Genomic DNA, 20,198 nt, shown 5'->3' on the forward strand with positions numbered 1-20,198 from the left:
AATTTCTGTTACAACTTAGTTTCTAACCCATATTTGCCCGAAAACTTTTTGTAAAGCTGTTTATGCAGGTTATCCAGGTTAATTGTACGGCCTTGTATATATTCATCTGTTACATCCAACCCTAACATATCCAAAGCATCACCTTTAGAAACAAATAGGTTTGCATCTTTACCAACTTCCAACGTTCCGGTTGTTTTATCAATCCCTAAAATTCTGGCATTATTTAAAGTGATCATGGATAAAGCCTGCTCTTTGGTTAAACCGTAACCAACTGCTTCGCCTGCCTCAAATGGTAAATTTCGCTGTCTCCAGAAACCAATACCTGTTAATCCATATAAAACACCTGCTTCCTGCAGCAAATGTGGCAGTTTGTAAGGTAAGTAAACATCATCTTCATCCTTATCCGGCAAGGTTTGCGTTTCTTTAATAATAACAGGAATGTTGTTTTGCTTTAAATCATCGGCCACTAAATAAGATTCTTTACCACCAACAATTACAGCAGAAAGATTAAATTTTTTGGCAAAACTTACTGCTTGCTCAATCTCTTTAGCGCCATCAGCATTGATAAACAGCTTTTTAGTTCCGTTAAATAAACCTCGCATAGCTTCAAACCGAATGTTGTTTACTTTATGATGGGTTTCGGCAGCATAACCTTGCGCTTCAGTAAATAAACTGTTAAGATTATCAATTGATTTTTGTGCAAGCTCTGCTGGCGATTCCTGTGTTTGACCAGCTAAAGCAAAAGCAGCCCTTCGGCCTCTGCCAGTGGCACGGGCAACAGGCCAGGTTAAATGAATACCAATATCTTTTTTATAAGCTGCATCTTCCCAGTTCCATCCATCAAGCATCATTACAGATGACTGACCAGATATAGTACCTCCTTCCGGAGTTGGCTGAGCCAGCAAAATACCGTTTGAACGAACGGTAGGTATAACTTTGGAATCGGTATTAAAAGCAATTAACGAACGTACATGCGGATTCAGATCACCAGTTTCTGTATCATCTACTGTTCCTCGCGCACCTTCTTCAATTTCCACCAAACCTAAAGTTGTAATCGGGCAGATAAAACCAGGATACAATTGTTTACCAGAAGCATCAACCACGGTAGCGCCGGTTATATTAGGGGCAGCACCTTCGCCTACCGCTGTAATTTTTCCTTTATTAAAAGCAATATAACCATTATTGATAACCGTACCGTTACCTACATGGATAGTAGCACCGGTGATAACGATGGGCCCTGATTGTGGTTTGGCAGGCACGATATTAGCCTGGCCAAAAGTGAGGACTGTACTAAAAAGCAATCCTCCAAAACTTAATAATATTTTTTTCATGGTAAAAGAAGCATTTAGGAATTACTTTTTATTTTGATTATTCTGGGCTGATTGCTGCTTAACATCCGTTGCCGTTTTTAGCCAACCATTGTATTCATCCGCTACTACGTAAGCACTTTCGTCAATATCGTCACAGGTGTATAGTTGCCGGCGGCGCGGAGGGCCTACTCTTTGTGTTGAAGCACCGGCATTTTTAGCCTGAAGCATTTTTTGAATAATTCGGCCTTCATCCGCTTTCATTGCTTTTTGGCGATCAGCGTCTTTTGAATAATCCCAGTAAGGTACACCATCAATATAAGTTTTTTCGGCTACCGCATAAATAGAAAGCGGATCAGCAGACCAAACAACTAAATCAGCATCTTTTCCTGGCCTGATGCTACCTACACGGCCATCAATATGAAGCATCTTAGCCGGATTAAGGGTAACCAGCTTTAAAGCTTCTTCTTCGCTCATTTTACCGTACGTTACTGATTTGCCTGCTTCCTGGTTTAAACGGCGGGCCATTTCTGCATCATCAGAGTTAATAGCAACGGTTAGGCCTTCTGAATGCATAATATTTGCATTATAAGGAATAGCGTCCTGCACTTCCATTTTATAAGCCCACCAATCAGAAAAAGTTGAAGCTGCAATATTACGCGCTTTCATTTTGTCGGCCACTTTATAACCTTCTAAAATGTGCGTAAAAGTGTTGATTTTGAAATGCATTGAATCTGCAACATGCATCAGCATATTAATTTCTGATTGTACATAAGAGTGGCAGGTAATATGACGGGTATCATCTAAAATTTCTACCAGTGCATCTAATTCTAAATCCCGCCTAACATTGTTTCCTTTTACTGCACGCGCTGCTTTATATTCTTTTGCGCGGGTAAAAGCATCTATATAAACCTGCTCAACACCCATGCGCGTTTGCGGGAAACGTGTGTTAGCATCGCCAAACTGCTGCGGACGGTTACTTTGTTTTACGTTTTCGCCCAAGGCAAATTTGATAAATTGTGGTGCATTTTCAAATTTCAATTGTTCTGGAGTTACGCCCCAGCGATGTTTAATGATATAATTTTGGCCTCCAATAGGATTAGCCGAACCATGAAGGATTTGTGACGTAGTAACCCCACCAGCTAACTGACGATACAATTGAATATCGGTTGCATCCAGAACATCACCAATGCGAACTTCTGAAGTAACCGCCTGAGTAGCTTCATTTATACTGCCGATAGCTGCAATATGAGAGTGTTCATCAATAATTCCTGGTGAAATGTGTTTTCCTGTTGCATCAATTACTTTTGCATTTCCGGCTGAAAGGTTTTTACCTACTGCTTTTATCTTGCCATTTTCAATAAGTACATCAGCATTTTTTAAGATGCCATCTTTTTCGTTGGTCCAAACAGTTGCGTTTTTGAACAATACATTTTCGGTTTTCGGCACTTCTGTAAATCCAAAAGCCGCAAACGGATAAACAACTGGCCCGACAGGAGAAGCAGGGCGGGATGCATTAGGCGTATTACCGCCACGGGCAAACGGATTACCGTTAGCAGGTGCAGCACCACTTCGGGTAGCTGTCCACCTAAAAGAAGTTCCATCTGGTGTTATGCCTGTACCGTTTAAAGTTATTGGCGATGTGGATGCAATATAACCGCTAAGGCGGACAACGCCGGCAGGCTGATTGCGGGAATTATAATAAACGCTTACTAAATCGCCAGTGCGTGTAATGGTTCCGGTTGTACGTAAACTATCAGCACCAGAAGTTGTAATATTAACAGTATAAGTGCTGGGAGTACCGCTTATACTTAAATTAATGTTTGATAAAACATTACTGTTAAAAGTATAAGTTCCGCGCAGGTCTGTTACGTCCATTTTGTTTACCACAAACTGGCGGCCTTCTATCCAATTCTCATAAATAATATTTTCGGGCTTAAAAAGGCCATCAGAGGTAATGATAAAATTTGCCATTTTGCCTTTTGCAAGCGTACCTATCTTATCAGCAACGCCGAGCATTTCTGCAGGGGTTTGTGTTAGTGCTTTTAAGGCTTGCTTTTCTGTAAGGCCATAATTGATGGCAGTTCTTAGATTAGTCCAAAAATCACGAGAATTAGTCAAACCATTAGACGTTATGGCAAAACGGATTCCTGCTTTTTCCAAAGCGCCAGGGTTAGTCGGAGCCAGTTCCCAGCCTTTTAACTGTTCGTAACTGATATTGCGGGCATCTAAAGGATCCTCAACATCATAAGGGGCCGGGAAAGTAAGCGGAATGATAAAACTACGACCGGTAGCTTTTACAGCCGCAATGTTTTGGTATTCATCACCATCACTTTTTAAAATGTATTGTTTACCAAATTCTCTGGCAATTTTATCAGCCCGATAAATGCTTTGTAAATCAGTTACTTCAAAAAGCTGGGGCAGGGTTTGTGTGCGGTTAAATTCAGCAAGTGAAATATTGTACTCTTCCTTTTGGTTTTTATACCATTGTGCATCTAAATAAGTTTGACGGAGCAATGCAATAACACCCATTAAAGATGAAGGATAGTTAGTAGCTGCTGTGCCTTTGCTAAAAGAATAATTAGCAGCGGCTTGGTCGTTCAGCATTACTTCATTATCACGTTCGTTTCCTAAACTTACTACAGCCGAAGTTCCTCGCACAATGCCATCCTGCACTAAAGTTTGCACTGCACCAAAGCCATTTCGTTTATATTCTTCTGCACGGGTAGCATTTACATGAAATAATGTTTTGGCATTTACATCTGCACGGATAGCTTCATTCCAACCGAAAGCACCAGGTTTTGTAGATACCGGTACAGAAGCACGTGCAGCACCAAAACCAGCAGCACCAAAAGCCTGTCGTGGTGCTTCAGGTAAACCATAAGTAGAAAAGGCATCTACCAAACCCGGATAAATGTATTTTCCTTTTAGGTCAACAGTAATATATCCTTTAGGTACACTAATTCCCTGGCCTACCGCTTCAATCAGTCGGTCTTTAACCAATAAAGTACCATTGGCAATGGTTTGATCTGGGTTAACAACAATAGTTGCGTTAGTAAAAGCATATTGCCCCGGCCTAATATCCCATGCGCCGTTAACAGGAAAGGTTTCCTGGGCACTGGAATGGTTAAAAATGGCTAAAGCAAAACAAAAAAGTAAGATTTTTTTCATTCTGTTGATGGTTTTTCAATAAATGTATTAATTCCATCCAAAAAAAATTAATTTATGCTTATGATTAGTGTAATTGTTACAAAAAGAGCCAAATTACTGCCCTATTAAATAAGCTGTATATTCGCAAAAAACTTAATACTTCTTTTATGTACCCTTTTTTTAAATATTTACATTCCGGATTTCGTTACATTGTACTTATTTTAGTTGTAGCAGCTATTATTCAGGCACTTTTAGGATGGTTGGGCAAAAAAACTTATACGGAAAGCAATCGTAAACTGAATCTTTTTGCGCTGATCTCGGCACATACACAACTGCTTATTGGTTTGGTTTTGTACTTTTTAAGTCCGCTTGTCCAATTTTCCAATGCAACAATGAAAGATGCGACAGCACGTTACTGGACAGTAGAACATCTTACCATGATGATCATTGCAATTGTATTGATTACTGTTGGTTACTCACGTTCTAAAAAGATTTTATTGCCAGAAAAGAAGCATGCTAACATTTTCATTTTCTATCTTTTAGCCGCCATAATTGTAATTGTTACACTTGTTTTGAGCCATCGGGGCGTACTTGGAATGTCAGTCTGAAAAATATTTTTCTAAAAAAATTTGCAGGTTCATTTTTATTTCTAATTTTGTTAAACAATGATGAATCAAAACCATAATAACAACTGGCAAAGTCTTCCTAAAAGGAAAGCCGGATGGTGTTTTTGATTTTTCCTACCTAATCAACTATAAACCTGATATGAACCCGGCCGTAAACACGAGCCGGGTTTTTTAATATTACAATGAAATATAAATTAACCTCTACTTACAAAAAACTTTTAGCTGATACAGCCACTCCTGTAAGCATCTATTTAAAGTTGCGCGATGTATTTCCAAACAGCTTATTGCTGGAAAGTTCTGATTACCATAGCCGCGAAAACAGCATGAGCTACATCTGCTGCGAACCGATAGCCGGAATGATTCTTCAGGCTGGAAAATTGGTAAACCAGTTTCCGGATGGCAAGCAACAGGAGTTTGAGGCAGGAACATTTGATCTGGTTACGCATATAGAAGCGTTTCTGGAACTGTTTGAAACCAATGCCGTTCCTTTAAAAATTATTTCAAATGGTTTGTTTGGTTATTTTTCTCATGAAATTGTAGAGCATTTTGAAACCATCAAACTAAAAAAAGAAGATGATTACCGTGGCATTCCGGAAATGCAATACTACGTTTACCGGTATATTATCGCGGTCGATCATTTTAAAAATGAACTGTGCATTTTCGAGAACCAGGCAGAAAACGACCCGAAACCATCCGGGTTGAAAAAAATCCAATATCTCATCCAGAACAAAAACTTCCCCGAATATCATTTTAATTTAAAGGGGGAAGAAAGCTCGAATTTAAGAAATGAAGAATTTATAGCTATTGTTGAGAAAATGCAGCAGCATATCCTGCGCGGTGATGTTTTCCAGATTGTACCTTCCAGGGCCTTTAGCCAGCAATTTCAGGGCGACGAATTTAATGTTTACCGCGCCTTGCGTTCCATCAACCCTTCGCCGTATTTGTTTTATTTTGATTATGGCAGTTTTAAAATTTTCGGTTCCTCTCCCGAAGCACAAATCACCATTAAAAACAGAACTGCAACGATTTACCCAATTGCCGGAACATTTAAGCGGACTGGCGATGACGAAAAAGATGCGCAATTAGCAAGAGCTTTAGAAAGCGACCCGAAAGAATCTGCAGAACACGTTATGCTGGTAGATCTGGCACGAAATGATTTAAGCCGCCATTGTACTAACGTAGAAGTGCAGGCTTTTAAAGAAGTTCAGTATTACTCTCATTTAATCCATTTAGTTTCACGTGTTAGCGGTAAAATTAAACCTGGCATTCCTTCTTTTAAAGTTGTTGCAGATACTTATCCGGCGGGCACTTTAAGTGGTGCACCAAAATACCGCGCTATGGAATTGATTGATGCCTACGAGAAAGGCAAAAGAAGTTTTTACAGCGGCGCAATTGGTTTTTTAGGTTTTAACGGCGATTTTAACCATGCCATTATTATCCGCTCTTTTTTAAGCAAAGCAAATGTGTTACATTACCAGGCCGGTGCCGGAATTGTTGCTGATTCTGTTCCGGTAAGCGAATTAAACGAAGTAAACAATAAAGTTGCTGCTTTGCGAAAAGCATTGGAAACAGCTACAGAAATTTAACCGATAAAAGAAGCATCATGAGCAATCCGGAAATATTAATCATTGATAATTACGATTCTTTTACTTACAACTTAGTTCATTTAGTGAATGAGCTTGGATTGGAATGCGAAGTTTGGCGCAACGATCAGTTTAAGCTGGAAGATGTTGCTGCTTTTGATAAGATTATTTTATCGCCTGGACCGGGTATTCCGTCGGAAGCTGGTTTATTGTTAAAAGTGATCGAAACCTATGCACCAACAAAAAGCATGTTTGGCGTTTGTTTAGGACAGCAGGCAATTGCCGAAGTTTTTGGCGGAGAATTATATAATTTAAACCGTCCAATGCATGGTTTATCAACACCAATAAAAGTTACGGACATAGAAGAAAAACTTTTCTCCGGATTGCCGGAAACGTTTAACGTTGGCCGTTATCATTCCTGGGTTGTATCAGAAAAAGGTTTGCCGGAAGAAATATTAATCACTGCAATTGATGAAAAAGATAACTCTATAATGGCCCTGCGGCATAAAAAGTATGATGTTCGTGGCGTTCAATTCCATCCAGAATCTGTGTTAACAGAACACGGAAAAAAAATGATGCACAATTGGCTAATGGGAACGGAAACGAAAGCTGATCCGGAATTAGTAGCTAATCATTTTATAAAACTATAAGCCATTTTACGCGTAGATATTTATAATGATAACTATTTTAGACCGAATTGTTGCCCGAAAAAAGGTAGAAGTACAGGCTTCAAAAAGCAAAACTTCTTACATAAAACTGGAAGAATCAGAGTATTTTAGCCGCAAGCCTTATTCTTTCCGCGAGTTTTTGCTCGATCCTACCAAAAGCGGAATTATTGCAGAATTTAAACGAAAATCGCCATCAAAAGGAATTATTAACGATCGGGCAAAAGTTAAAAATGTAACGCAAGCTTATGCAGCAGCAGGCGCTTCGGCATTGTCTGTTTTAACAGATCGTGCTTTTTTTATGGGTAAAAAAAGCGATTTGATACAAGCACGAAAAGCTAATCAAATCCCGGTTTTGAGGAAAGATTTTATGATTGATGAATATCAGGTTATCGAAGCAAAAGCGCTTGGAGCAGATATAATTTTGCTGATTGCAGCGATTTTATCTCCGCAGGAAATCAAAAAAATGGCAGAACTGGCCAAAAGTTTAGGCTTAAATGTTTTGCTGGAAGTACATAATCTGGAAGAACTGGAAAGAAGTTTAGATCAAAACTTAGATGCAATCGGCGTAAATAACCGCAACCTGGCAGATTTTACCGTTTCGGTTGATACTTCTTTTACCCTGATAAAATCTATACCGGCAGAGTTTTTGAAGGTTTCGGAAAGCGCAATTTCTGATCCGGAAACTATCCGTCAGTTAAAAGAAGCTGGTTTTAACGGCTTTCTGATTGGTGAGAATTTTATGAAAGAAGCTGATCCGGGAGCAGCAATGAAGGAATTTGTTGGGAAGATTTAAAGGAGCTTTAATGGCTTTTATTCAATCTCGATGATGTTAACATCGGATTCTGCTAACATTTTTATTGCAGCATCAATATAATTTCTTAAAAAATGCCACAATGTTCGATTATCACAATTGCCAATTTTAAGATTTATTAATTTAGGCGGAGATCCTAAGCGAGTAACAATTTCAGTAAAATCAGCATCTTTAGAAACTATAATAACTTTTCCTTGTGCTTTTGCTTTTTGATAAATAGCAAGATCGGTCATACTTTGAAACCCAAGGATAAAAGACGACTTGACGATTAATCCTGTATGTTCCGCCATCCACTTGGCAATAATTGGAGAAATTTGAACATCCAGCCATATCTCCCAACATTCAGGAAGCATGGATAATCACTGTATTTTTTATCTTAAAGGAAGCGTATAAAAGTGCTGCTTTAATATCCTCTTTTTCCAGGATAGGATGTTGTTCTAAGATTTCACTTTCTGATAAACCAGAAGACAATAATTCAAGCACATCACTTACTGGAAAGCGCATACCTCTGATTGTTGGTTTGCCGCCCATTAAACCTGGAATTAATGTAATCCGATCAAGAAGTTTGAGATTAGTTAGCATAGTTAAAGATAATACAAATTGACTACTGAACAATTGTCATATAAAAAATAACTAACTAATATATTTAGTTGATTTTGCAGACTTGGCACTTCAATTGCCACTGATAATTAGAATGAAACCAAAATTTTATGATACTGCTATTAAGCAGGAAAAGGCTGTTTTAGTAGGTATTATTACACCGCACCAAACGGAAGAACAAGAGCGCGAATATTTGCAAGAACTCGAATTTCTGGTAGATACAGCAGGCGGTGCAACCGTAAAAACTTTCACTCAAAAAATGCAACGGCCAGAACGTGCTACATTTGTAGGAACAGGGAAACTGGAAGAAATAAAAGCTTATGTGGCAGCAGAAGAGATTGATACGGTAGTTTTTGATGATGAATTGTCACCTTCTCAATTACGGAATATTGAAAACGAATTACAGGTAAAAATTTTAGACCGGAACAATTTAATCCTGGATATTTTTGCCAGCCGCGCACAAACGGCACAAGCAAAGGCGCAGGTAGAACTGGCACAATTACAATACTTGTTACCGCGATTAACCCGTTTATGGACTCACTTGGAGCGGCAAAAAGGCGGTATTGGTATGCGTGGCCCGGGCGAAAGCCAAATCGAAACAGACAGGCGTTTGATTTTGAATAAAATATCTCTCCTGAAAGAAAAACTGAAACACATTGACAGGCAAAACGAAACACAGCGTAAAAACCGTGTTGAATTAGTTCGGGTTGCGTTGGTTGGTTATACCAACGTTGGGAAATCGACCATTATGAATATGATTTCCAAATCGGATGTTTTTGCAGAGAATAAACTATTTGCAACCTTGGATACAACGGTAAGAAAAGTCGTAATTGAAAATTTGCCTTTTTTATTGTCTGATACTGTTGGATTTATCCGAAAATTGCCTCATGATTTAGTTGAGTGTTTTAAATCGACGTTAGATGAAGTTCGTGAAGCGGATGTTTTAATTCATGTGGTTGATATTTCGCATCCAAATTTTGAAGATCAGATTCATACTGTAACAGAAACTTTAAAAGATTTAGGCGCTATCGATAAAAAAATCATTACTGTTTTTAACAAGATCGATGCTTATCATCCAAAGTCTATCAATCCGGAAGAACCGGAACCGGAAACAGCAACTACTTTAGAAGAATTTGAACAAAGCTGGATGGGCAGAAATAATAGTCCGGCAATATTTATCTCGGCACTTAAAAAAGAAAACCTGGATGATTTCAGGAAACTGTTATACGATCAGGTAAAAGCTATTCATACCGAACGTTACCCGTATGACCAATTATTGTATTAGCAAACCGAATGCTGTTTTTATGGCATAAAACTTATTAAAGCAATAATTGCCAATAACAAAGCGGGAAAAAGTAAGGCTTGCATTAACAAAATATCATGTATCATTTATACCTGATATTTCGTTACTTTATAAATCCTAGCCCGTAAATACATTTATATTATGGAATCTAAAAGACAACAAAAGTTTGCCGGAGTTATCCAACAAGACCTGGCAGCTATTTTTCAACGGGAAGGAATGAATTTTCTGCCCAATACTTTAATTACGATTACCAAAGTACGTACTACACCAGATCTGGCTATTGCGCGCGTTTTTTTAAGCTTTTTTAATACGGCAAACGCAGAACAGGCTTTACAAACGATTAAGCTGCACGCTTCAGAAATCAGATACAAACTTGGCCGACAAATAAAAGACCAGGTACGCGTGATCCCGCAATTGGAGTTTTTTGTGGATGATACCAGCGATTACGTAAACCGTATGGATAAAATTTTCGATAAAATCCACAAAGACGAAAACGAACAGTAAGTATTTATGCTGCTAAAAAAGCATCAGCAGTTTGCCGGTCTCCTGCAAAAACACGGGCAGGAGATTGGTAAAGTGGTTGATTTCAATCCCGCAAAAGACCGTTTATTCCCTTTTGATTTTACAGCTTCCAACACTGCTTTAAGCGCAGAAACCGTTGCTGATACAAACACTTTTTCAGATTATGTAACCTCCACTTTACAGCAAAACCATTGTCGTTATGGCATTGGCGGTTATTTTGAACATCGTACTTTGTATGCAAGAAGCACTCATTTTAATACTTCGGATGAAGCGCGCCGGCTACATTTGGGCATAGATATTTGGGCAGAAGCAGGCACGCCGGTATATGCTTCTTTTACCGGCAAAATTCATAGTTATGCTGATAATGATCATTTTGGAGATTACGGCCCGACTATTATTTTAGAACATAACTTTTATGGTTTAACGTTTTTTGCGCTTTACGGACATTTAAACCGGGAAGCGCTGAAAGGATTATATCCGGGGAAACTCATTCAAAAAAATGAAGAAATAGCCAGGTTTGGTACTTCGGAAGAAAACGGAAGCTGGCCGCCGCATCTGCATTATCAGTTGATGTTTGATATGGAAGGAAATGAAGGCGATTATCCTGGCGTGTGCAAATTATCCGAGAAAGAAAAATATCTGCAGAATACTCCTGATCCGAACTTAATTCTTCGCTTTCCGGTACAACGATAATCCGACTTTTTCGTTATCCTATTTCATTTAGAATTCAAAATCATGTTGTATCTTTTTATATTTTTTCAAACCCTTCTTACTGCCTTTACTTCGCAAGATCAGCCTCAATTTAAAGGCGGGCAAAACGCTTTGAACAGCTTCTTGTCGCAAAATTTGATTTATCCTGATTTTTCTAAGCAGAATTGTATCTCTGGCACTGTACAAATCAGCTTTAACATCAACCAAAACAACAAACCTGTAAATGTTAAAGTACAAAAAGGTTTTGGTATTGATTTGGATGATGAAGCCGTTCGCCTGGTAAAATTAACGGCAGGGAAATGGGTTTTGCCTCCAAACCACGATAGTAATACTACTTTAATTTTGCCTGTCCATTTTAACTTAAATCAATATAACTGCGGTAACAGAACGCAGGCCGACATGGAACAGGCAATTGCTGCCTACAAAGCACGCGAAGCATTGGTTGATGCAGTTACCAATTATTACGAAAACAAGTACGCAGGACAAGCAGATACATCGAAAGAACCAGAAATACTGGCTTTAAAAAAGCAGTTGGGCCTTGATGATGATTATGCAGATGAAGTAGTAAACCAGGCCAATCAAAAATTAAAACAAGGCGACCGTGAAGGTGCTTGCAAAGATTGGAAGTTTGTACGCAACATTGGCAGCAATAAAGCCGATGCATATTTAGCCAGATACTGTAAATAAGATTTTGGGAAGGGGAAGGGTACCAATTTATAGTGCTAAAAGAAGCATTCCATTCCGCTTAGAAGTTTTGTTTCGATAAATAACAGCGGCAAAACGTCCGGTCTTTCCAACTTCCTTTAAATGCTTCTTTTACCGGCATAAAATTGTTGTTATACAGCAAAGCCCCTGATGGGCAGGGGCTTTTACTAACCAATTATAAACCTAAATTATGAGAAGGGCTGTAGGAGAAGGGGTCGAACCTTCACGAAGTGGTTATCATGTTGCCATGGTTTCCCATAATCTTCGCCACCGGGACAAGGAGGTGTGTCTGCCAAATTTCACCATCCTACAAGTTGTTTGTTAAGCAATTTAAAGAACGCCTTTTTTCTGATTGCTTGATACAAATTTAAGGCATGATTCAATTCCTTGCAAATATTTCAATGAAATATTTTTATTTTTATCTAAATTTAAATTATACTTGTTGAACGTTACATATTTTTAAATTTATGCATCAGAAAAAAGCACAAAATTCAGAAATTGATAATCTGGATATTCAGATTTTATCTATCCTGATGAAAAACGCAACTACGCCTTATACCGAAATTGCTAAAGAATTAATTGTTTCCGGCGGAACAATACACGTCAGGATGAAAAAATTAGAAGATTTAGGCATTATTAAAGGGGCAAACCTGGAAATTAACCCGCAAAAGCTTGGTTATGATGTTTGCGCTTTTTTAGGCATTTTTCTGGAAAAAGGTTCGCAGTACAACAATGCCGTTAAACAATTAAAAACGGTAAACGAAATTGTAGAACTGCATTACACAACCGGAAGCTGGAGTATTTTTGCAAAAATTATTTGCCGGGACACTACGCATTTAAGAGAAATTTTGAATGAGCAAATCCAAAGCGTAGAAGGCATACAGCGTACTGAAACTTTCATTTCACTGGAAGAAAGCATTAAGAGGCAAATTACGTTAGATTAAAAAGTTAATTTTTTTTATTCTAAACCTTATATAATTTATCTATAATCCGTATTAGCTTTATAATTTACAAACTATTAAACCTAAAGCAGATTATCAGTTAAATATATTATGAAATTTATTAAATACTATTTTTCCGACTCAACAAGAAAGGATTTCTGGGGAGCTATAACAACCAAAGTAATTAAGTGGACGGGAAGCACGGCCGGAATTATGACAGCCAACGGTTTAATGCTGCTATGGCTGGTTTATGGCTACTTTAAGCATTATTCTGAAAACTCACAGATGATCTTAAATACTGGCACTTCTATTATTACCTTTATTATGTTGTTTCTCATTCAAAAAGGCCAAAACAAAGCTGATAAAGCCACACAATTGAAACTGGACGAAATTATTTATGCCTTGGAAACCGGAAACAACAAAAGATTAGGGATTGAAAAACTAACCGAAGAAGAATTAGACCAGATAAAAGAAGAATATAACCTCGACGAAGAAGACAATGATGAAGCAAAAGAAGAGGAAGAAATAAAAAAGGACGAAGTAAAAATTTAAAGCCCTATCTGAATTTTTAACAGATACGGCCTTAAACTGATGCTCTTTAAAAAATAACTTACTTTTTCCGTTCGCCTTTCATTACAGAAGCTGCTTTAAGTGCCTCTAAAGCATTAACCACACCGCCAGATTTACTTAACGTAGTAAAATCCACTTTTTCTTTACTTCCCGGTTTAAGCACTTGCATGCCTTGCAAAGGTTTAGCCGAAGCTATAATAACTTCTTTCAGTTGCTTTGCACTCAGGGTGGGATAATACTCCAAAACCAAAGCTGCAATTCCGGCTGTAATCGGCGAAGCAAAGCTGGTCCCGTCTGCTGTATTAAACTCTGCATCTTTATCAATAGAAGTTACTTTTACACCTGGCGCAAAAACATCTACATTTTTTTTGCCATAATTGCTGAAACTGGCAGCAAGGGTTTCATCATTTAAAGAACCGGAAGCGCCAACACTAATTACATTATCAACCGTAGAGCCGTCTAAAAAAGTATCATTCGGAAATTCTGGTTTTACATCTACATCCTGGTTATCGTTACCGGATGCCTGTACCAGCAGCACATCTTTTTCGGCAGCATATTTCATGGCATCATCCACCCATTTTTTATGCGGTGATATTTTTTTACCAAAGCTCATGTTTACTACTTTCGCGCCATTATCTACAGCATAACGGATGGCATTGGCAATATCTTTATCATACTCATCTCCGTTTGGTACTGCTTTTATCGCCATAATTCTTACGTTATCGGCAATACCATCAATACCATAACCATTGTTGCGGACAGCACCAATTAAACCGGCAACGCCCGTTCCATGAGAAGCATCTTCAAACTTTAACTGATTGTTGCCATATTTTTTATCGTTGATATCATTCGGGTTATCGCCTACTACCCGTTTTCGTGCTTCCAGGTCCGGGTTAACATCATTGTTCAGCTTAGTGATATATTCATTTAGCTCCGTAATGGTTTTGGTATCTGTTTTGCCGCTTTCGCCATCCTGCAAAATCAAGCCCCAAATGTATTTGCTTTTGATAAGCGTATCATTTTTAGCTTCTAATTTAGTAAGATCGCTTTTAGTGAAAGATTGGCTAGCTTTTAAACTTAATGACTTTTTAATAAAAGCATCTGTAGTAACTAAAGCATTCATTAACGGAGTAAGCTGATCAAGCTCTGCTTGTGATTTACTTACCGTAGAATCGCGAATGCCTTTAACTTTAAGCCAGTAAGCATATTCTGCTTTATCTTTTGCGGCAGCAGTGGCAGTAACAGTTGCGTACTTATCTTTAAGCCGGTAATATTCGCGTACTTCTTCCGTGGTTTCGTTTACATCACATTTGTTGTTTGGGCCGCCTAAAAAATTCCAGCCGTGTATATCGTCTGTATAACCATTGTTATCATCGTCTTTGCCATTGCCTGCTTTTTCTTTTGTATTTACCCATAAAATAGGCTGCAGGTCTTTTTGTAAAGTATCAACCCCGCTGTCTATAGTAGCAACAATAACAGTCTTGCTTTTTTTACCCTTTAAAAAATCGTATGCCTGGTTTAGGCTTACCCCAAAATAGCCGTCTTTTTTCAAATCCAATGTATGCCAGTTTTTAGGAAGATCAGCGGGAAGTTTGGCCGGGACCTGCTGCGCTACAGCCACTGTATAGTTTATAGCAAATAATGCAACTGCGGCAACTACAGTTGTTTTCAAATTAATTTTCATGAATATGTTATGTAGAATATTAGATTTATCACTTCAGCCGGTTTTACATTTACCGGCTTAAAACAATTATTTCACCCCGGAGAAACAGGTACAGGACATGGATTATGTTATACTAAAAAAGCTTTTTATAACGTTTTGATTATTTATACTTCATTAACAGGGACAATTAATTAAAAATGCTTTTTTGTACTTTTGTCAAAGCTACAATTTTAGGCAAATAAAAACAGTGTCTTGTTGATTATGACTGAAAATTGAAGTACAACGAACAGTTGTTGTAACGAAACAAAAATCCTTTTCAGTATAGCTTTGTTTAAAATATAATTTAATTAATGTTAATTAGTACTGAAAATAAAAATAACAGCTACTTGTTCTGCTAATAAAATTGAATGGAAGAAGAATTTGATTACAATTTCTCTGAGGATCCCCGGTTTTCTGTAGAACGATATGAGGAAATGATCCGCAACCATGATCAGTATTTTTTTGATGCCCAGGTATTTGAAAATATTATTGATTATTATATTGAAAAAAACGATCCTGTAAAAGCACTTCAGGTAGTTGGCTATGCCCGAAGCCAGCATCCTTTTGCCGCCGTATTCCTGATTAAACAAGCCCAGCTTTTTATAGTAACCAACCAGGTAGCCGATGCTTTTGCCATACTGGAAAAAGCTGAAAGCCTGGAACCATCCGAGGCTGATATTTATATTATCCGCGGTAATTTATACGAAAGCCTGGAAAGGCACGAAGAAGCGCTGGAAAACTACGAGAAAGCTTTACCCCTGGCAGAAGAAACGGATGATATTTTACTGCACATTGCTTTTGTTTATCAAAGCAAAGGGGAATATGACAGCGCTATAACTTACCTGAAACTTTGCCTGGAACAAAACATGGAAAACCAGGACGCTTTATACGAACTGGCATTTTGCTATGATGTGATGGACCGGCAGCACGAAAGCGTGCAGTTTTACGAGCAGTATATTGATAAAGAACCTTACAGTTATGCTGCCTGGTATAATTTAGGCAATGCTTTTACCAAACTCGGCCTGTTTGAAAAAGCTATTGATGCTTATGATTATGCTATCCTGATTAATGAAAGCTTTACTTATGCTTATTTTAACAAAGGAAACGCACTGATTAACCTGGATAAATTTGCCGAGGCGATTGAAGTGTATAAACAAACACTGGAGTACGAATCTGCCAGCGCAGATACTTATTGTTCTATTGGCGAGTGTTACGAAAAGCTGGAACGCATGGACGAGGCCCGTGCTTATTACAAAAAAGCTGTTCGGAAAGATGCTAAAATGGGCGATGCCTGGTTTGGTATAGGTGTTACGCTTGATTTTGAAGAACGCTATTTTGAGGCAATGCGTTATTATAAAAGAGCTTTGGAGTTAGACAATAATAATGCAGACTACTGGTTTGCCATTGCTGATGCTAACTATAAATTAGGCAACTTGCCGGAATCGGAAGAAGCTTATGCCAAAGTAATTGAACTGAACCCATTAGATGTAGATGCCTGGCTTGATTATTCTTCTATCCTTTATGAACAGTACAAAATAACCGCAGCTATTGAAACCATTGCCGAAGCCATTAAAAATAATCCTGACGCTGCAGAGCTGTTTTACCGCATGGTTGCTTACCTTTTTGCAAAGGGCGAATACAACGAAGCTTTAAAATATCTGGAAACAGCTTTAACTACTGACCCGGAGAAGCATTACATTTTGTTTGAATACCTGCCGCAGCTTCAGGAAAATAAAGCTATTGTTGATATTATCAATAGGTTTTACCGGATTTGAAAGGATTTCAGTCCTTGTTTGTGCTTTCAAAACAAGAAGTTTTGGTTTTTTTTTACATTTGACCCATCAGGAAAACCAGCTTAAAGCTGGTTTTTAATTAATACTGTATTCCAATGAACTATTTTCTAAGTAATATTCCTGAACGTACACAAAAACCCAGGTCATCCGGTTTTACAATGGTAATGGATAAAGGCCTTAGTTTAAGGCAGGTTGAGGACTTTCTGGAAGTATCCGGCCAATACACAGATATTGTAAAATTGGGCTGGGCAACTTCTTATGTTACATCTAATCTTACCGAAAAACTGAAACTGTACCGCGATGCAGGCATTCCTGTTTATTTTGGCGGTACTTTGTTTGAAGCCTTTATTATCCGCGGCCAGTTTGACGATTACCGCCGTACCCTGGATAAATATCAGATGGATTACGCCGAAGTTTCTGATGGTTCTATCACTATTGACCATGACGAGAAGTGTAATTACATTAAAGAATTAAGCAAGCAGGTAACGGTAATTTCGGAAGTAGGGTCCAAAGACGTAGAGAAAATTTTTGCCCCGTATAAATGGATCAGGCTGATGAACGCTGAATTAGAAGCTGGTTCCTGGAAAGTAATTGCCGAAGCCCGCGAAAGCGGAAACGTGGGTATTTACCGCGATTCGGGAGAGGTTAGGCAAGGTTTGGTTGATGAAATACTCACACAAATCCCTGAAGAAAAAATTATCTGGGAAGCACCGCAAAAAGCACAGCAGGTTTGGTTTATTAAACTGATTGGTGCTAATGTAAACTTAGGAAATATTGCACCGGCAGAAGTTATTCCGTTAGAAACGATCAGGCTTGGCTTACGCAGTGATACATTTGATTTTTTCTTAAATCAATAATCCTGTTAAGCTGTTCAACTATCACCCGGTTAAACGGTACATATTTAAAAAAGCCATGAAAAAATTCGGACTGATAGGTTATCCTTTAACACATTCTTTTTCTAAAAAATATTTTACAGAAAAATTTGCACGGGAAGATATTGAAGATAATTCTTATGAGCTTTTTGAATTGGAAAACTTAAGTAACTTCCCAGAGTTTATCAAGGCTAATCCTGATCTGTGCGGATTAAATGTAACGATACCACATAAAATAGGTGCTGTATTTTACATGAACTGGATGGATGATGAAGCAAAAAAAGTAGAAGCCATTAATTGCATCAAAATCATCACAGAAAGTGCGATTGAAGCTGCTTTTTCTGGCGAAGTGGGCTTTGTAGGGCAGGATTTTAGGCTGGAAGGGTACAATACCGACATTTATGGATTTGAACATTCCCTCAAGCCGTTGCTTAAATCTCAGCATAATAAAGCCTTGGTTTTAGGAAATGGCGGTGCAAGCAGGGCAGTAAGGTATGTATTAAAAAAACTCCGAATCCCTTTTCAGGTAGTATCACGCAGGCCAAAAGGAAACCATTTGCTTTATCAAAATGTAACACCGGAATTAATTAAAACCAGTAAACTAATTATCAATACTACCCCGCTGGGGACCGCTCCTGACCTAACCGCTTTCCCACCTATTCCTTATGGGAATATTACCGATCAGCATTTACTGTATGACCTGATTTATAACCCGGAAAAAACCGTGTTTTTGCAAAAAGGCGAGGCGCAGGGCGCAACTATAAAAAATGGTTATGAGATGCTTGTTTTACAGGCAGAAAAATCATGGGAAATCTGGAATAAAAAAGCAATTTTATGAGTAAAAAGTGCTGGCTGGCTTTGTTTTGTTCCGGATTGTCCCTGCTGATTTCCTGTAGCAATAGCCATGATTTTACGCCTAAACCACGCGGCTTTTTCCGCATTATTTTTCCTGAAAAAAAATATCAGGCTTATACCGGCAATTGTCCGTTTACTTTTTCCTATCCGGTTTATGCCAGTATCGAACCTGATAAAAACAAAAATGCCCAGCCCTGCTGGTTTAACCTTGAATTTCCTCAGTTTAAAGGAACACTGCACCTAAGTTATATGCCGGTAACTTCTAAAAAAGTATTTAACGAACTGATTGAAGATGCCCATACTTTCGCCTTTAAACATACCGTAAAAGCAACTGCCATTGATGAAGCCACCATTGCTTATCCAGATCGTAAAATGTATGGCATTTATTACCGGATTGACGGCAACGCAGCCTCATCGGTGCAATTTTATTTAACAGACAGCAGTAAGAATTATTTGCGCGGCGCTTTGTATTTTAATGAAATCCCTCGTCAGGATTCTATTAAACCTGTTTTAGATTTTGTTAAGCAGGATATAGATGTCATGATCAAAAGCCTGCGCTGGAAAAATTAACAATGCTTCTTTTACCGTATAAAAATTGATAAAAGTATTTTTAGCTTTTATCTAATACCTTTTCTGCATCTTCTGTTATCTCCAGTTTAATTGCATGTTTTTTAGGAAAATTAAACAGCAAAGAAGTAATTACCGGAACCAGAAATACGGCAACCGTAAATAAAGAAATAAACAGATCGGCTTTTTTGCCTTCCATTATTTCTGAAAATAATGATACCGGATAAAAGTGTGTGTAAATAGAAGCTGTCAGTTTAAATCCAAGTACGCCAATCACAACAAAAGCAACTGTTTCTAAAAAAGTAAACTTTTCCATCAGCTTAACAAAACCTTGTGCAACAAAACGCATTGCCAAAATACCGATAAAAACACCCGTATAAATCAGGAATACATGTTTTGTAAAAGCAACAGCAGCAAAAACATTATCAATAGAAAAAGCCAGGTCCATCACTTCCACCAAAGCTACGGTTGCCCAGAATGTGCCAACCAATCCAACGGTAGAACGATAAATCCAGTTTTCATTTTTATTAACGGTTTCCTCTTCGCCACTTTCATCACCTTTCCCTTTAAAAAAATCAAAAGCCAGATACAATAAATACAAGCCGCCCAAAGGTTTTAACCACCATATTTTAACTAACCAGGCAGCAAGGAACAAACAGATACCGCGAAAAACATAAGCGCCTAAAATACCATAACGTAACGCTCTGCTTCTTTGTTCTTTTGGCAAATCGATTACCATTGTTGCCAAAACGGCTGCATTATCTACAGAAAGCAGGCTTTCGATCACAATCAAATTTAAGATGATCAGCAAGCCTGCCTGAATGTCTTCGCCTAATAACTGATGTAAAATATCCATATTGATTTATTAATTGCAATGCTTCTTTTACGACTACTTTTTTGTGTTTTTGTTAC

Annotated in this window: 20 protein-coding genes; 14 read left to right on the plus strand and 6 right to left on the minus strand. The window is 38.1% G+C overall.

Features of this window, described 5'->3' with window-relative positions:
- Positions 1-8 precede the first annotated feature (8 nt).
- Positions 9-1,331 carry an amidohydrolase family protein gene (locus GO621_RS01380; protein ID WP_157563330.1) on the minus strand — a complete coding sequence of 441 codons (1,323 nt, stop codon included), beginning with the start codon at positions 1,329-1,331 and terminating at the stop codon, positions 9-11.
- 21 nt (positions 1,332-1,352) lie between these two features.
- Positions 1,353-4,478: an amidohydrolase family protein gene (locus GO621_RS01385; protein ID WP_157563333.1), complete on the minus strand. Its 3,126-nt coding sequence runs from the start codon at positions 4,476-4,478 to the stop codon at positions 1,353-1,355.
- Between the two features lie 146 nt (positions 4,479-4,624).
- On the opposite strand from GO621_RS01385, the gene GO621_RS01390 reads away from it, so the two are divergent.
- The 4 genes from GO621_RS01390 to trpC all read left to right on the plus strand — a co-directional run bounded on the left by GO621_RS01390 (position 4,625) and on the right by trpC (position 8,127).
- A complete protein-coding gene (locus GO621_RS01390) occupies positions 4,625-5,065 on the plus strand; it encodes a cytochrome B (RefSeq protein WP_157563337.1) in 441 nt (146 codons plus the stop codon).
- A gap of 200 nt (positions 5,066-5,265) precedes the next feature.
- Positions 5,266-6,669 (plus strand): anthranilate synthase component I family protein, encoded by a 1,404-nt coding sequence (locus GO621_RS01395; protein ID WP_157563341.1) that lies wholly within the window; start codon positions 5,266-5,268, stop codon positions 6,667-6,669.
- Positions 6,670-6,686: 17 nt separating this feature from the next.
- Complete coding sequence (locus GO621_RS01400; RefSeq protein ID WP_157563344.1) at positions 6,687-7,316, plus strand: anthranilate synthase component II; 630 nt, start codon at positions 6,687-6,689, stop codon at positions 7,314-7,316.
- A 28-nt stretch (positions 7,317-7,344) separates the two neighbouring features.
- Entirely contained in the window at positions 7,345-8,127 is a 783-nt protein-coding gene (trpC, locus tag GO621_RS01405) for an indole-3-glycerol phosphate synthase TrpC (RefSeq protein WP_317163370.1), read from the plus strand.
- A gap of 17 nt (positions 8,128-8,144) precedes the next feature.
- Here the strand turns inward: trpC and GO621_RS01410 are convergent, their stop codons facing one another.
- Together GO621_RS01410 and GO621_RS01415 are read right to left on the minus strand one after the other, a co-directional pair.
- Positions 8,145-8,498 carry a DUF5615 family PIN-like protein gene (locus GO621_RS01410; RefSeq protein ID WP_157563350.1) on the minus strand — a complete coding sequence of 118 codons (354 nt, stop codon included), beginning with the start codon at positions 8,496-8,498 and terminating at the stop codon, positions 8,145-8,147.
- Positions 8,488-8,727 carry a DUF433 domain-containing protein gene (locus GO621_RS01415; RefSeq protein WP_157563352.1) on the minus strand — a complete coding sequence of 80 codons (240 nt, stop codon included), beginning with the start codon at positions 8,725-8,727 and terminating at the stop codon, positions 8,488-8,490. The genes GO621_RS01410 and GO621_RS01415 overlap by 11 nt, the downstream gene beginning before the upstream one ends.
- A 112-nt stretch (positions 8,728-8,839) precedes the next feature.
- Between GO621_RS01415 and hflX the strand changes: the two genes are divergently transcribed.
- The 6 genes from hflX (at position 8,840) to GO621_RS01445 (ending at position 13,479) form a co-directional block, all read left to right on the plus strand.
- Entirely contained in the window at positions 8,840-10,030 is a 1,191-nt protein-coding gene (hflX, locus tag GO621_RS01420) for a GTPase HflX (protein ID WP_157563356.1), read from the plus strand.
- A 159-nt stretch (positions 10,031-10,189) separates the two neighbouring features.
- Positions 10,190-10,552 carry a 30S ribosome-binding factor RbfA gene (gene rbfA, locus GO621_RS01425; RefSeq protein WP_157563359.1) on the plus strand — a complete coding sequence of 121 codons (363 nt, stop codon included), beginning with the start codon at positions 10,190-10,192 and terminating at the stop codon, positions 10,550-10,552.
- A 6-nt stretch (positions 10,553-10,558) separates the two neighbouring features.
- Entirely contained in the window at positions 10,559-11,263 is a 705-nt protein-coding gene (locus GO621_RS01430; RefSeq protein WP_157563362.1) for a peptidoglycan DD-metalloendopeptidase family protein, read from the plus strand.
- A 42-nt stretch (positions 11,264-11,305) separates the two neighbouring features.
- Positions 11,306-11,968 (plus strand): TonB family protein, encoded by a 663-nt coding sequence (locus GO621_RS01435; protein WP_157563365.1) that lies wholly within the window; start codon positions 11,306-11,308, stop codon positions 11,966-11,968.
- 485 nt (positions 11,969-12,453) lie between these two features.
- Positions 12,454-12,930 (plus strand): Lrp/AsnC ligand binding domain-containing protein, encoded by a 477-nt coding sequence (locus GO621_RS01440; RefSeq protein ID WP_157563367.1) that lies wholly within the window; start codon positions 12,454-12,456, stop codon positions 12,928-12,930.
- A 108-nt stretch (positions 12,931-13,038) separates the two neighbouring features.
- On the plus strand, positions 13,039-13,479 hold the full coding sequence (locus GO621_RS01445; RefSeq protein WP_157563369.1) for a low affinity iron permease family protein: 441 nt from the start codon (positions 13,039-13,041) through the stop codon (positions 13,477-13,479).
- Positions 13,480-13,537: 58 nt separating this feature from the next.
- Here the strand turns inward: GO621_RS01445 and GO621_RS01450 are convergent, their stop codons facing one another.
- Positions 13,538-15,181, minus strand: coding sequence for a S8 family serine peptidase (locus GO621_RS01450; RefSeq protein WP_157563372.1), 1,644 nt, complete (start codon positions 15,179-15,181; stop codon positions 13,538-13,540).
- A 386-nt stretch (positions 15,182-15,567) separates the two neighbouring features.
- Between GO621_RS01450 and GO621_RS01455 the strand changes: the two genes are divergently transcribed.
- The 4 genes from GO621_RS01455 (at position 15,568) to gldD (ending at position 19,289) form a co-directional block, all read left to right on the plus strand.
- A complete protein-coding gene (locus GO621_RS01455; protein WP_157563375.1) occupies positions 15,568-16,974 on the plus strand; it encodes a tetratricopeptide repeat protein in 1,407 nt (468 codons plus the stop codon).
- Positions 16,975-17,087: 113 nt separating this feature from the next.
- Complete coding sequence (locus tag GO621_RS01460; protein ID WP_157563378.1) at positions 17,088-17,849, plus strand: phosphosulfolactate synthase; 762 nt, start codon at positions 17,088-17,090, stop codon at positions 17,847-17,849.
- Between the two features lie 55 nt (positions 17,850-17,904).
- A complete protein-coding gene (locus GO621_RS01465) occupies positions 17,905-18,702 on the plus strand; it encodes a shikimate dehydrogenase family protein (RefSeq protein WP_157563380.1) in 798 nt (265 codons plus the stop codon).
- A complete protein-coding gene (gene gldD / locus GO621_RS01470; protein WP_157563383.1) occupies positions 18,699-19,289 on the plus strand; it encodes a gliding motility lipoprotein GldD in 591 nt (196 codons plus the stop codon). Before GO621_RS01465 ends, gldD begins: the two co-directional genes overlap by 4 nt.
- A gap of 40 nt (positions 19,290-19,329) precedes the next feature.
- Here the strand turns inward: gldD and GO621_RS01475 are convergent, their stop codons facing one another.
- Complete coding sequence (locus tag GO621_RS01475; protein ID WP_157563386.1) at positions 19,330-20,142, minus strand: TerC family protein; 813 nt, start codon at positions 20,140-20,142, stop codon at positions 19,330-19,332.
- Positions 20,143-20,198 lie beyond the last annotated feature (56 nt).

The organism is Mucilaginibacter arboris, from assembly GCF_009754915.1.
Taxonomy (GTDB): Bacteria; Bacteroidota; Bacteroidia; order Sphingobacteriales; family Sphingobacteriaceae; genus Mucilaginibacter_A; species Mucilaginibacter_A arboris.

Coding starts and splice junctions, on each gene's coding strand:
- GO621_RS01435 (WP_157563365.1), top strand. CDS start 11,306: ATGTTGTATCTTTTTATATTTTTTCAAACCCTTCTTACTGCCTTTACT.
- GO621_RS01460 (WP_157563378.1), top strand. CDS start 17,088: ATGAACTATTTTCTAAGTAATATTCCTGAACGTACACAAAAACCCAGG.
- gldD (WP_157563383.1), top strand. CDS start 18,699: ATGAGTAAAAAGTGCTGGCTGGCTTTGTTTTGTTCCGGATTGTCCCTG.
- GO621_RS01415 (WP_157563352.1), bottom strand. CDS start 8,727: ATGCTAACTAATCTCAAACTTCTTGATCGGATTACATTAATTCCAGGT.
- GO621_RS01440 (WP_157563367.1), top strand. CDS start 12,454: ATGCATCAGAAAAAAGCACAAAATTCAGAAATTGATAATCTGGATATT.
- GO621_RS01400 (WP_157563344.1), top strand. CDS start 6,687: ATGAGCAATCCGGAAATATTAATCATTGATAATTACGATTCTTTTACT.
- GO621_RS01380 (WP_157563330.1), bottom strand. CDS start 1,331: ATGAAAAAAATATTATTAAGTTTTGGAGGATTGCTTTTTAGTACAGTC.
- GO621_RS01450 (WP_157563372.1), bottom strand. CDS start 15,181: ATGAAAATTAATTTGAAAACAACTGTAGTTGCCGCAGTTGCATTATTT.
- GO621_RS01385 (WP_157563333.1), bottom strand. CDS start 4,478: ATGAAAAAAATCTTACTTTTTTGTTTTGCTTTAGCCATTTTTAACCAT.
- rbfA (WP_157563359.1), top strand. CDS start 10,190: ATGGAATCTAAAAGACAACAAAAGTTTGCCGGAGTTATCCAACAAGAC.
- GO621_RS01430 (WP_157563362.1), top strand. CDS start 10,559: ATGCTGCTAAAAAAGCATCAGCAGTTTGCCGGTCTCCTGCAAAAACAC.
- GO621_RS01445 (WP_157563369.1), top strand. CDS start 13,039: ATGAAATTTATTAAATACTATTTTTCCGACTCAACAAGAAAGGATTTC.
- GO621_RS01465 (WP_157563380.1), top strand. CDS start 17,905: ATGAAAAAATTCGGACTGATAGGTTATCCTTTAACACATTCTTTTTCT.
- GO621_RS01475 (WP_157563386.1), bottom strand. CDS start 20,142: ATGGATATTTTACATCAGTTATTAGGCGAAGACATTCAGGCAGGCTTG.
- GO621_RS01410 (WP_157563350.1), bottom strand. CDS start 8,498: ATGCTTCCTGAATGTTGGGAGATATGGCTGGATGTTCAAATTTCTCCA.
- GO621_RS01395 (WP_157563341.1), top strand. CDS start 5,266: ATGAAATATAAATTAACCTCTACTTACAAAAAACTTTTAGCTGATACA.
- GO621_RS01455 (WP_157563375.1), top strand. CDS start 15,568: ATGGAAGAAGAATTTGATTACAATTTCTCTGAGGATCCCCGGTTTTCT.
- hflX (WP_157563356.1), top strand. CDS start 8,840: ATGAAACCAAAATTTTATGATACTGCTATTAAGCAGGAAAAGGCTGTT.
- GO621_RS01390 (WP_157563337.1), top strand. CDS start 4,625: ATGTACCCTTTTTTTAAATATTTACATTCCGGATTTCGTTACATTGTA.